Here is a 12,633-nt window from a genome sequence, read left to right as displayed (position 1 = left end):
GTCAACGCTTTCATTGAGATTATTTTTTATTATAAGACATTTTATTTTATATATCATCCATTTTATTGAACTTACCTGTGATATTCATACCTCTTCGTCACCCTTTGAATGTGGACCGTTAAATAGACCATTTCATCCTTTGAAATATGCCACTTGTAACTTTCTGCTAAATACAACTTGATTTTTTCACTGCATTGAAATGCTTCAGGATATTTTTCATGTAATTGTTCATATAAGAAGTGATCATTCGTCTCTACAATACGTTCTTGCCGAATAAACCTCATGGCAAAAAAGCGCAAGTGAGTTAAGAAACGTTCATAATTAATTGATGTTTCGTCTAACTCCATTTTAAAATGATATTTAACAATTGTGAGTATCGTATTAACCATTTCTGTTACTTGAACGGCTGTGGCCATATTTTCACCTGAAAGTTGGCTATTTACTAAATGCAGGGCAATGGAGGCCGCTTCGTCTTCTGATAACGTGACACCTGCCTCTTTTTCAATGATGTCTAACGCCTTTAAAGAAATGTTATATTCTTGTTTGTAGTATTTGCGTATTTCCCATAACAGGGGATTCTTCATCTCGATCCCTTGATGGTGGCGAGTAATCGCGAAACTAATATGATCGGTCAAAGCAACATACAAATAATCATCCAGTTTATACGGCAGCTGAGATGTGGCGTAATCTAATATTTTTGCAGCGATGTTAAAGTGCAGTTCCGGGGTTTCGCGTAGTAATGTCACAAGCTTTTCGGACATGCCATGCTTCTCAAGAACAAATGTCTTCTCAATTTTAGATTGCTCGATTGTTTGACCCACTTTCTTCATAAAAGCTAGTCCCTTGCCCATCACAACAATTTCTTGACCTTGATCGTTCGTGGTGACAACGACATTATTATTTAGTATTTTTTTTATCCTCATAGTCCCCCACTCGCTTTATATCATGACATTTTTTCCCGTAACGCTTGCCCTACGTATTAAAAAAACCCAACTTTGAAATAGGGGTCCCTCACTTAAAGGTTCCCTTTGTCAAACTTAGGTTTTGCCTGCAGCACAGTAACAATCCATTTATTCTTTTTTGTAATCGCTTTCTTAATTAGTACCATGGTAGGATGGCATTGTCAAGACCTGTCGAAAAGAGATAGTCGACGGTCTATTTTTTGTAACACCTGTTCTACAGGGACTAGCAGCATATGTCCCTCGAATGAAGCAAGCACAAATAACAAAAAGGCCTAATTGTCACGGTGATGAGAGACAATTAAACCTTTTATATCGCCTTACTGTTTTAAAACGTTGTACAAATAGCCGAGAAGTCCACCAATGATACTTGGCACAATCCATCCTACTCCTTCGGCATGGAGAGGAAGGTAGCCAACTATGTCAGCAATTTCCCCCATTTTTAATCCAGCTGTAGCTAGTCCGTCATAAATCCCTATCAACAAGGCACCGATAATTGCCCCACAATAAACAGGACGGGAAAGCGGTAGCACGGTATGAATGAGGGATAGGGCAATCAAGACGATTGTAACAGGATACATCGCAATCAATATTGGTAAAGAAAATGAAATAAGTTGAGTCAAACCTAAATTGGCCATCGTCAAACTAAATAAACTGATAACAGCTATAATCACAGGATAAGAGACATTTTTCAAACGGCTACTCAAAAATTCACCACATGCAGAGACTAAACCAACTGACGTGGTTAGGCATGCGCCTGTTATGATAATGGCTAACAAAACGGTCCCAAAAGGTCCAAATAAGCGAGCGGTTACTGCGATTAAAACAGCCCCACCATTTTCCATATGGCCAATAACGTCAACACTGGTAGCGCCGATATAAGCTAACGTCACATAGACAAACGACAACGCGATTCCTGCAATGATTCCTGCTTTAATGGTATATGATCTCACATCTGGAACATTGATAACCCCTTTTTCTTGAATACGGCTAATGATCACAATCCCAAACACGAGAGCCCCCATGGCATCCATCGTTAAAAACCCTTCGATGAACCCTGTGAAATACGCCCCATCTATGTAAGGACCAGTTGCACGGCCTACGTCTCCTAATGGTGAAGTAAACCCTCTAATAGCAAGAATTACAATGGCCGTGAATAAAATCGGTGTCAATACTTTCCCGACCCGATCCACGAGTTTTGCCGGATTAAGAGCAAGCCAAAAGGTTACCCCGAAAAACACGAGTGTCGACAAAAATAACGTGAGCGCGTTAGCTGACGACAGAAATGGGACGACACCTACTTCATAAGCAACAGTTCCGGTTCTCGGAATACCAAAAAACGGACCGATCGTTAAATAAATAACAACTGGAAAAATAAGGGCAAAAATACGATGAACCCTATTTGCCAATACATCTAAGTCCCCTTCAACTTGCGAGATAGTGATGATGGCTAATAAGGGAAGGCCTACCCCCGTCACTAAAAAACCACCAATACTGGGCCACATTGCTTCACCAGCTTGTTGGCCTAAGTGGGGTGGAAAGATTAAATTCCCTGCCCCTAAAAACAAAGCGAACATAAAAAAACCTAAAGCAAGTACTTCTTTTACTGGTAATATCTTCTTCATTACATCCTCCACTACGACGTCACATGAAACTATTTTAGAGCCATTGTTGGCACATATGGTTCACTTTCTATCCGTGCTCGTCAGTTATTCAAAAAATGTGTTTAAATAAAATATTTTGACAATTCAACTGTTAAATTGCCGTTCAACTTGTTAACCATTGCACAAACAATCACCTTTTCAATATTACCTAATAATAAAGAAAACTGCAAAACTATTTTTTAGAAACGTCTGTTTATTCCGAATCATGTATAAAACGGACCTTCAATCAGAACATCAGCATGATAGTATAAGGTGATTTATCAACTAGCAGATTCACCTACGATCCTTCTGCCAACTTGTAGACTTTCCTAATTCCTGTCGCCTTTAACACTTCCCATTTTTTCGTTTGCACGACACAAACACCTGTATATTCTCTAAAACCCACAGTGTAAAAGAGTATGTATTTGCTCTACAACATAATCAATAAATGAAAGAGGGTAAAAGGAAATTTACAGAACCTACAAAAAATAAAGATAAACGACCGCCCTACTGCTTTTTTATACGAATTCAGATTTCTACTATAAATAATTCAAAATAAGACGTCAAAATTCGAATAATGAATGTGGCTTTCACTATAGGCGGACGCTTTTGCTGAGGGCTTGTCTTCAGCCTCATAGAGTCGTCGATCTTACGTTTCAGTCACTTTTATCATCCGCATATTATTCGTGTTATAGCCTTAAAACATCATGAAGAAAGCAATCGATTTATATCAAAAAAAGGTCTTAAGTAAACGTACTTAAAACCTTCTTTCCAATAGGTGTAGATAGGGACCCGTTACTTAAGTGCTTCTTCAGACTTTGTCGCTGAGCTTATTTTTCTCTCAGCGACATTTAGCCACTTTATAGAATTATACCCCATATTCAACCTACTAAATTTAGCTATTCGCTCATTGAGCACTTCCTTTTTTGATCCATTCTGCTATTTGCACCGTTCGTTTCGCTTGATATTTCACCGCTTCTTCTACATTTTCTTGCATGTTCCCCTCCTGATCCACCGTCACACTCACACCATATGGATTGCCGCCAGAAGAGAATTGAACTGGGTCCGTATAACCGGGAGATGCAATAATGGCACCCCAATGATGTACTGTTGTATAAAGCGATAAAATCGTTGCTTCCTGTCCGCCATGAGCATTACTTGCAGAAGCCATGGCACTAATTGCTTTATTCGCTAATTTACCATTAAACCAGAGCCCACCAGTCGTATCTAAAAATTGTTTCATTTGTCCTGGCACGTTGCCAAAGCGTGTTGGGATACTGAACACAATGGCATCTGCCCATTCCAAGTCATTTAGTGTGACCTCAGGAACAGCTTTCGTCGCTTCAATATGTGCCTGCCACGCTGGATTTGACGCAATTGCTTCTTCGGGCGCTAATTCCGGTACCTTTAACACTTTGACCTCTGCACCAGCAGCGCGCCCTCCTTCTTCTGCCCATTGTGCCAATTGATAATTTGTTCCTGTTGAACTGTAATAAATTATAGCTAAATTAACCTTTGCCATTTTGTCTCCTTTCTATATCTCTCATTTTATATAAGCTTTATACGATTAGCTTCTACAAATATCCAGGAAACATACAAATCATTTGGCTACTTATAATAATTTGTCTTTGTTTGAGGACTCTTCCTTCAATCGAGATATTAAGCTTATTATCTATGATATTTACTAACCCCCCACCACTTGAATCAAAAAATCCCGAGCATTATAAAAACCCCCACGATTAGCTGACTAACCATGAGGGTTATCTATAAACAGGTGGGTTTACCACTGAAAATAAACACTTTCTTTTTTCTCTTATTCTATCTCTATTTGGCTAAAAGAAAATGTTTCATTAAACTCATCATCTGCTGTACTAAAACTGACATCAAAGCTTGATTGATTTAGTTCCTTTTCTATCTCCGCCAAATCCATTGTTGAAGTCCCATATAAACGAAGAACGGGGTCCTCATCATCTAAATAGATTTTGGAGGAGTAGGTACGGCTAGAATTTGTCTGATTCCATGCAATGCTAATTGGCCATTCTGCTTTCATGCGATACCATGTTATGGGATCATCTATCCCTGTATTTTCCCAATAGACTTCGATAAGCCAATCACCTACTTCGGCTGATTCTGCCGTTGTTTTAGTTAGCTCATAATACATCGTCATATTCTCTCCAGGAACCTCCCCAGTATAAGACGCTTCTACTTCCTCCTGTCCAGGCGTTAAATAAAAAAATACTATAACCCCAATTAATACTAGTGATGTTAAGAAATAAATAAGTTTTACTTTAGTCATGTCCTACCTCCATTTATCATTTATATAATAAATATCCATGTTAAACAAGGTGAGATCTGACTAAAAAACAGCGCGATTTATTCTAACAATTAGAAACAGCTTAAGACTTTAGTCCATGTCTCATACCTCTTTTAATTACCTTGCCTCACTGCTAACGTCTTCGCGTCACTATTATAGATCTATTATGATAATTGTGGAAAATCTTTTTCCGTTCCCACCAATACGGCATTATATCGAATTGGTTATCTCAATCATTGAATGTATGATTAAAGGATATTCCTTACGCAAATCTGTGAAGTTAATCGGGAATGTTATTCACGTCACTATATTCTACCGGAGGCACAAACTCTTAATATCACTAAAACAAATGGAATTTATCAAATTTTCAAGGTATTGTTGAAATGGACGAGATCTATTTCTTATACTCTGAAAAAGGTATGTCTATATATCCATTCAAGTCTGATGGAAAAGTGTGCATACAAAGGGCCTCTATCACATCTAGAACGTCAGCAACTACCATCCAGATGGATGGAGCGATTTAACGGTGTAGCACGAAAGTCTCTAAACAATTATTTGGCTTGGATTCAAGTATTAGAGATCCATCACCAGTGAATGAAATTACATTGACCAATCTGATGACAAAAGGTTATTCAATCCCAAATTCGGAAACATATAATACATTTAGATTATCAAAATTCAATGTATAAACATTATTTCTTTAATTTAACTAACGTTAAAAATAAGTGGATGTTTTAAATACAAAGAAAAGAAAATCTATCAAGAAAGAAGGATTCAAAATGGCTTATTGTAAAGTTCGCCAAGCAGAAATATATTACGAAGATTTAGGGACAGGAACACCTATTATAATGATACACGGGTTTTCACCAGACCATCGTTTAATGAGTGGTTGTATGGAACCTGTATTCGAGAAGAGGGGGGGATGGAGGCGAATCTATATTGACCTTCCAGGAATGGGATTAACAAAAAATTATAACGGGATTAGTAATTCTGACGAAATGTTGAATGCTGTAATAGACTTTATTCAGGCTATAATTCCCGACGAAAAATATCTAATAGTAGGTGAATCTTATGGGGGTTATTTAGCTAGGGGTATTATTCATAAACAAAAAGAAGGAATACTTGGTGCGGCATTCATTTGCCCAGTTATTAAACCCTATGCTCAAGATAGAACCGTTGAGAAGCACAAAATAGTACAAACAGATGTAGAATTTATTGGAAAACTAACAAAGAAGGAGTTAGAGGACTTTAGAAACAATAATGTTGTCCTTGATGAGTCCACTTGGTTAAGGTATCGAGAAGAAATTTTGAGTGGAGTTAATATTGGAGATGGACCCTTTCTAGAAAGAGTCCAAAAAAATTATAGTTTCTCCTTTAAGATTGACCAATCTGATTTTAGTAAACCTAGTATATTTCTTTTGGGAAAACAAGACTCTACTGTTGGATATAAGGATGCACTTGAATTACAAAGTAAATATCCCCGGGGAACTTTTGGAATATTAGATAAAGCGGGTCATAACTTACAAATTGAACAACCGCAACTTTTTAACACACTGATAAATGAATGGTTAGATAGAGTTGAAGAGACTCTTAATAATAAGTGACGTTAATTCAAGACAATAAACCTACATAAGAATTTCCAAATAGGAAGTTCTATTATTCTTCTTTAGATATCAACATTAAATTTTAACAAAGCCATTATATAAAATGACAAGACATGGGTATGGTCACTTTAGAGATGTTAGCTCGCTTCCCATTTTACTACTAAATAGCATGAAATGCCTTGTGCTTCGTACTTAAGCGATACTTTCCAGGGGATACCCCATACTGCCTTTTAAAAAGACGATAGAAGTACGAGTAGCTTCCAAATCCGCACTCTTCTGCTATATGGTCTAATGTATACGTTGTATGCTTTAAAAGGTCCATCGCTACTGACAATTGGATTTCATGGGAATAGGCTATGATCGTCTTTCCTAAGCTACTCTTGAAAAGATGTGCTGAACGCGAAACACTTAGACCTGCATGCTGTGCCACATCTTCTACCTTTAAATTCGAGCTGGCGTTTTCTTCAATGTATCTCATCATTCTTGTAACAGCATAGGGACGATGAGAATGTAGTTTTGTTTCATTAGCGCTCCGTTCCAAGGATACGCATAATAATCGCAGTAAATAGTGAAGAATTTCTTCATTTTTCTCAGAAATTGAACGCCGATCTTCAAGAATCATATATCTCCAGATACCGAGGATATTTTCATCAAGACCGATTTGACTATAAGAAGGTTTACCGGACCGGCACCACCATGAGTCAATCCAACTACCTTCACAAAACACATGATAATCTCCGCTATTTCCTCCGCTCTCCACACTTAATTCAAAGGTATCTTCAGGATGTATCAATAGGAGAGTCCCTTTTTCTACTACAAGCTCTTTTTGATTCAATATAACCTTGCATTTACCTTCTGTTTGCAGACGCAACAAATAACCTGGTATACGCGGTTTAAATTTCATATCAAAGCGTTGAGTATGCAGAGAATAACCGCAAAATTTAATGGCCACGGAAACCCATCTCCTTCCAAAGAAGATAATAGCAGTATCGTACATATTGTCATTGTATCATCCATTTTAATCAAGACCATTGGACATTATGATGTAATCAAACATCCCCATAATCTGTTCTATCAAAGGAGGGTAAACAATGTGTCTACTCAAAGCCATCCGCCAGATGCGTGACTAGTATCCTCGCATTCGGGCTAACACATTGATTTAAATTTAATAAGACCAAGGAGTCTTTAGTCACATCTTTTTTTAAAAACATAGATAGGGAGGTTTTAACGATGGCGAAAAAAGCACTTATCGTTTGGGGTGGCTGGGATGGGCACGAACCCGAGCAGGTCGCCCATATTTTTAAGGACATACTCATGGAAGAAAATATTCACGTCGAGATGTCAGACACACTTGAAGCCTATGCTGATGCGGAAAAACTAAAGTCCTTCGATTTAATCGTCCCCCATTGGACCATGGGACAGATAAAGGATCACTATGTTCATCATATTTCTGATGCTGTTCAACTTGGTGTCGGCATAGCAGGGTGTCACGGTGGCATGTGTGATTCTTTTCGTGACAATGTCCTTTGGCAATTCATCACAGGTGGGAACTGGGTAGCTCATCCCGGCGATGACGGTGTTGAATACACCGTTCACGTTAAACATTCTTCCAGCCCTCTTCTTAATGGGATCGACGATTTTAACGTATGCAGTGAACAATATTATATGCACGTGGACCCTGCAGTAGAAGTTCTCGCTACCACCCGTTTCCCTGTCAGCGAAGGCCCTCACGTTTACAACAAGACGGTTGATATGCCTGTTGTCTGGACAAAACGCTGGGGACAAGGAAGGGTCTTTTATTGTTCATTAGGCCATAAAGCAGACATTATCAGAAAGCCTGAAGTCACAACGATAATGCGTCGTGGGCTGTTGTGGGCCGCTGAAGGAAGAGTTGACACTAGCCGTTCGTAGACAAAGGAAAAGAAACCAAAGTCTGGCACTAAAATGATAAATTATTGGAGGAGAATAGCATGACCATGATAAAAGCAGGTCTTGTCGGTTGTGGAAATATCAGTTCAATTTACTTGGAAAATTGTCATAAATTAGATCACCTTACTATTGTCGCATGTGCAGATTTAAACCATAAAAAAGCTCAAGCTCAAGCTGCAAACTATCATATCCCCAATGTTTGCAAAACAGATGAATTACTGCAAAATCATGACATTGAGCTAATCATTAACTTAACGACACCTGATGCACATGGGCCAGTTTGTATTCGTGCATTGGAAGCAGGAAAGCACGTTTATACTGAAAAACCGTTAGCCGTGACTCTGGAAGAAGGGCAACATATGCTAAAACTCGCAAAAGAAAAAGGACTACTAGTGGGCTGTGCACCCGATACCTTCTTAGGAGCTGGTATTCAAACAGCCCTCCAAGCGATTGAACAGGGGGAAATAGGTAAACCAGTAGGCGCTTCAGCCTTCATGATCGGCCGTGGTCATGAACATTGGCATCCTGACCCTGCGTTTTATTATGATGTTGGCGGCGGCCCAATGTTCGATATGGGGCCTTATTATTTAACAGCTTTAACGGCCTTACTTGGCCCAATGACTCGACTATCAGGGTCTGCTCGTGTGAGTTACCCCGAACGGACGATTTTAAGTGAACCTAAATATGGGGAAAAAATACAAGTTTCAACGCCTACCCATATCGCAGGAATCATTGATTTTGACAATGGCGCTGTAGCATCTATCACCACAAGCTTCGATGCCTTCGGTGGCTCATCTCTCCCACATATTGAGATATATGGTGATGAAGGCACTCTTCTCGTACCTGATCCTAACACATTTGGTGGCCCTGTGAAGTTACGTAAACGAGACAAAAAGGAGTTTGTCAGCCTTCCATTATCGGAGCACAATACTGAAAACAGCCGTGGGATTGGAATTGCTGATATGGTTCATTCTATTCTTAATGACACACCGCATCGCGCCAATGGGGAGTTAGGTTACCACGTTTTAGAAGCAATGCATGGCTTTCACACAGCCTCTTCCTCAGAAACGTATTATAAAATGCAGAGCACTTGCCAAAGGCCTGAACCGTTGCCGGCAGGTTTTCATATCCTCCAAAACTAATCACGCTAATCAGCCCCCCTCTCTTTATGCATTTTCACAAAGAGAGGGGAATTCTTGCCATCATTACTTATTCAACAGCCATAAAACGAAACTTCAACTAGGATATTAGCGGCCGTTATTTCCCCACCTTCAAATAGATGGCTTATCCATGTCTCATTCGCGCAATTTTCAACATTCAATCTTTAGCCACGTCCGATGACGAATCTAGAGACACATCCCCGTCTTCTCGTTTTATTCTCTCTTTTATACATCCATTTTCCAATACAATAACCTCATCAAACAACGGATGAGTAACAAGCTCTTGATCATGTGCTGCGACAACTAACATCTTTCCATCTTCTTTTAAAGCACTAAGCAAGGATAATGCACGCTTATAACTGTCATCATCTAATGCGTTAAATGGCTCATCAAGTAATAAAATATCTGGTTTTTCCATAATGGCTTGGCATAAACCTAACCGTTGCTTCATTCCTAATGAATACTTTTTTACTTGTTCATGACGCTGATCATACAACTCTACTTTTTTTAACGCCTTGAGGATCTCCTCTTCCGTTATTCTCTTATTTATTGCTGCTAAGTACTTCAAATTATAAAGCGCTGTTTGGCCTTCTAAAAAATCTGGATTTTCTATCATCACACCGAATGTATAAGGTTTATCGTTGGACACATCACCTTTTGAAGGCTTTATTAAACCGCAAAGCAACCTTAACAACATCGTTTTTCCACTACCGTTATGCCCTCTTACTAAATAACCCTTCCCTTCTTCAAAATCTATATTTATGTCTTGTAAGACATCCTTTTCCTTAATCGTTTTTGAAACTGCTTGCACGTTTATCATCGCTTATTATCTCCTTTAAATTCATAGTGATTAACTAGCCGACTTAATAGAACGTAAGAAACGAAGAGAATAATAAATTTCCCTACCAAAACGAGCAACGTATTTTCCAATACGTCTATGGAGCCCGCTACAAACAAGCTGGTATACAAACTGTGAGCAGATCCTATTTGCAAAAATAATAAAGTTATAATCACGCTGAAATAAACCCAAGACTTACTTACATACAGTAACAGCAAGCCAACAACGACATTCCCCCAAAATAAAAAGTTGATCAAATAGGCAACAAAAACAAATATAAGAGCTTTAATCTCACCTGTGTTTAAGGGGAAAGAGAATACAAGATTGACTACTAGCATTAAACTCGTTAGTCGGCTCACAACACCCAGTAGTTCCAACTGGATTTTCTTTAAAAATGCTTTTCTGGAACTTCTGACAACAAGGTAGGGGCCTAATGAAAGGAGCTCATCTACCTTAGTCATAATGAAAAAGACGAAGAGGGCTTGAATACCTAAATTTAATACGAGTAAAAAAGTAGATACTTGGCCTGTTGCCCAATCTACCCCCGCAAGCCCTTGAAAGACTGCCGAAAAACCCGACATATCTGTTGTTTTTACAGACGCGAAATTAATAAGTGACATAATGAGTAACGTCCAGATGATATATTTTCTCAATTTAATATCTCCTTGCGCTTCCCTATATAATAAATAAAGTACATTAAAATAGGGGTTACAAATGATAGCGTTGTCCAATACGCTTTTATTAACACTGAATCATCTGTCATATAGGTAAAAAAAACAATCCCGTGGTAGGTAATGAGTAAAACGAAACTTATGACTATATTTATAAATAAAGAGGGTATTTTTTTATTGGTCATAAGATAGACCACTGCGTACGTCATATAAACAAATAGGCAATACAGTATAAATTTTAAAAGAGGTGCTATTAACGACAGATTCAGCTCTATCGCTAACCCCTTAGCGAAGACAACGCTTAAAAGAACAGTTAGCGTACTTATCACAAACACAGCACTGATAAGTATGCCGTACGTGATCATTTTAATGGGGAGTTTCTTCGTGTAACGACTAACTAAAAGTGGATTAAGAAACTCCTTTCTTGTGACGTAAAGAAATAACACGAAAAATAGTGTCGTATTAAACAGTAATTTTTGTGGTCTTATTAATAGCTCTTCAAACATGAGATAATCGAATGTTTGAACTGCTGTTACTTCTATAAATTGGACCGTCACAAACACGAGCGTCACCGTATAAAAAAGAAACCATATATAAGTGCCCTTATTCAAAATCATAGTAAATAACTCTTTTCGTATTTTTTAATATTCGTTATAGCCAAAACAAGTAAGAAAATAATTAACAGTGAAGGAAGTGTCACTACCGACAATACAAAACTTTGGAAACCTGCATCTGATGCTTGATAAAAATAAATACCTAGCAGGTAATGATCACTTACAAAATACCACGTCGCTTGATAGAGTGAATAACCTAACTCATATAAGACACTGCCGAGAAACGATGATAAAATAAACGTCACAAAGTAAAATATAAATGGCATAATTTGCAGTAAATATTTATTCTTCACAACATGAGTTAGTAATGACGTAGCCGAAACAACAAGGCACGTATAAATGATTAATAGAATAATATGACCTATCATCATTAAAAAATGATTTGCCCCATTTACCTCACCTAACCCCGTAATAAGAAAATCAGAATAACCTCCCCATAGTATTAAGCTTAAGAGAGCTAATAAGCTAAAGTAGACTAAGATAAATGTGATGATATAAAGACATTGAGCTGTAAGTAGAGATAAAATATATTTTTTATATCCCATTTTAGACACCATGATAGCGCCCATTCCCGCATTTAAATGATAGTAGGATACTGCACAAAGGTGTATACCAAACCCGATAAGTAAAATAACGACAAATACGATATAAAAATCGGGCGAAAATAAAAAATGATCTAAAAAAGCCATCCCATTATACCCTTCAAGTGTAAGCTTAGCACCTTCTATATTTAAATCTGCAGGGTTTAAAGCAATTTGCTCTTTCCAATCATTTTTCTCGATGCGGGTCATGTAATAGCTGACGATCACAGGGAGAGAAATGGCTAATAAAATAAGTATATTAAAACGGGATTTTATGTAACGTAAATACTCATGTTTTATCATCTGACATCCATCCTTTA

At 38.0% G+C, this 12,633-nt stretch carries 12 protein-coding genes and 1 pseudogene; 4 read left to right on the top strand and 9 right to left on the bottom strand.

All coding sequences use genetic code 11. The features are described 5' to 3' along the window. Positions 1–71 precede the first annotated feature (71 nt). From licT to BK581_RS13995, 4 genes are all read right to left on the bottom strand, one after another. Positions 72–923: a BglG family transcription antiterminator LicT gene (licT, locus tag BK581_RS14010; RefSeq protein WP_078578739.1), complete on the bottom strand. Its 852-nt coding sequence runs from the start codon at positions 921–923 to the stop codon at positions 72–74. A gap of 356 nt (positions 924–1,279) precedes the next feature. Beyond that, complete coding sequence (gene brnQ / locus BK581_RS14005; RefSeq protein ID WP_078578738.1) at positions 1,280–2,584, bottom strand: branched-chain amino acid transport system II carrier protein; 1,305 nt, start codon at positions 2,582–2,584, stop codon at positions 1,280–1,282. A gap of 925 nt (positions 2,585–3,509) precedes the next feature. Further along, entirely contained in the window at positions 3,510–4,124 is a 615-nt protein-coding gene (gene wrbA, locus BK581_RS14000; protein ID WP_078578737.1) for an NAD(P)H:quinone oxidoreductase, read from the bottom strand. Positions 4,125–4,415: 291 nt separating this feature from the next. Further along, positions 4,416–4,898: a hypothetical protein gene (locus tag BK581_RS13995; RefSeq protein ID WP_078578736.1), complete on the bottom strand. Its 483-nt coding sequence runs from the start codon at positions 4,896–4,898 to the stop codon at positions 4,416–4,418. Between the two features lie 192 nt (positions 4,899–5,090). On the opposite strand from BK581_RS13995, the pseudogene BK581_RS13990 reads away from it, so the two are divergent. Together BK581_RS13990 and BK581_RS13985 are read left to right on the top strand one after the other, a co-directional pair. Next, positions 5,091–5,605: pseudogene (locus BK581_RS13990) on the top strand (IS1595 family transposase); the annotation flags it as partial. Positions 5,606–5,695: 90 nt separating this feature from the next. Further along, positions 5,696–6,520: an alpha/beta fold hydrolase gene (locus BK581_RS13985; protein WP_078578735.1), complete on the top strand. Its 825-nt coding sequence runs from the start codon at positions 5,696–5,698 to the stop codon at positions 6,518–6,520. Between the two features lie 160 nt (positions 6,521–6,680). On the opposite strand, the gene BK581_RS13980 is transcribed toward BK581_RS13985, so the two are convergent. Beyond that, positions 6,681–7,472 (bottom strand): AraC family transcriptional regulator, encoded by a 792-nt coding sequence (locus BK581_RS13980; RefSeq protein WP_245829054.1) that lies wholly within the window; start codon positions 7,470–7,472, stop codon positions 6,681–6,683. A gap of 278 nt (positions 7,473–7,750) precedes the next feature. Here BK581_RS13980 and BK581_RS13975 point away from each other — a divergent pair, with 278 nt between their 5' ends. Both BK581_RS13975 and BK581_RS13970 read left to right on the top strand, forming a co-directional pair. Next, entirely contained in the window at positions 7,751–8,431 is a 681-nt protein-coding gene (locus BK581_RS13975) for a ThuA domain-containing protein (RefSeq protein ID WP_078578733.1), read from the top strand. A gap of 59 nt (positions 8,432–8,490) precedes the next feature. Beyond that, entirely contained in the window at positions 8,491–9,591 is a 1,101-nt protein-coding gene (locus BK581_RS13970) for a Gfo/Idh/MocA family protein (RefSeq protein WP_078578732.1), read from the top strand. Positions 9,592–9,766: 175 nt separating this feature from the next. Here BK581_RS13970 and BK581_RS13965 read toward each other — a convergent pair whose 3' ends face one another. Genes BK581_RS13965 through BK581_RS13950 form a run of 4 tightly spaced genes read right to left on the bottom strand, consistent with a single transcriptional unit; the run spans position 9,767 to position 12,616 of the window. Then, positions 9,767–10,429: an ABC transporter ATP-binding protein gene (locus tag BK581_RS13965; RefSeq protein WP_078578731.1), complete on the bottom strand. Its 663-nt coding sequence runs from the start codon at positions 10,427–10,429 to the stop codon at positions 9,767–9,769. Next, entirely contained in the window at positions 10,426–11,100 is a 675-nt protein-coding gene (locus tag BK581_RS13960; protein ID WP_078578730.1) for a hypothetical protein, read from the bottom strand. The genes BK581_RS13965 and BK581_RS13960 overlap by 4 nt, the downstream gene beginning before the upstream one ends. Next, entirely contained in the window at positions 11,097–11,735 is a 639-nt protein-coding gene (locus BK581_RS13955) for a hypothetical protein (RefSeq protein WP_078578729.1), read from the bottom strand. Before BK581_RS13955 ends, BK581_RS13960 begins: the two co-directional genes overlap by 4 nt. Continuing rightward, complete coding sequence (locus BK581_RS13950) at positions 11,732–12,616, bottom strand: hypothetical protein (protein ID WP_078578728.1); 885 nt, start codon at positions 12,614–12,616, stop codon at positions 11,732–11,734. The genes BK581_RS13955 and BK581_RS13950 overlap by 4 nt, the downstream gene beginning before the upstream one ends. Positions 12,617–12,633: the final 17 nt, after the last annotated feature.

The sequence above is a fragment of the Salipaludibacillus agaradhaerens genome, assembly GCF_002019735.1.
Lineage (GTDB): Bacteria > Bacillota > Bacilli > Bacillales > Salisediminibacteriaceae > Salipaludibacillus > Salipaludibacillus agaradhaerens.
This window is presented reverse-complemented; position numbering and strand designations above follow the sequence as displayed.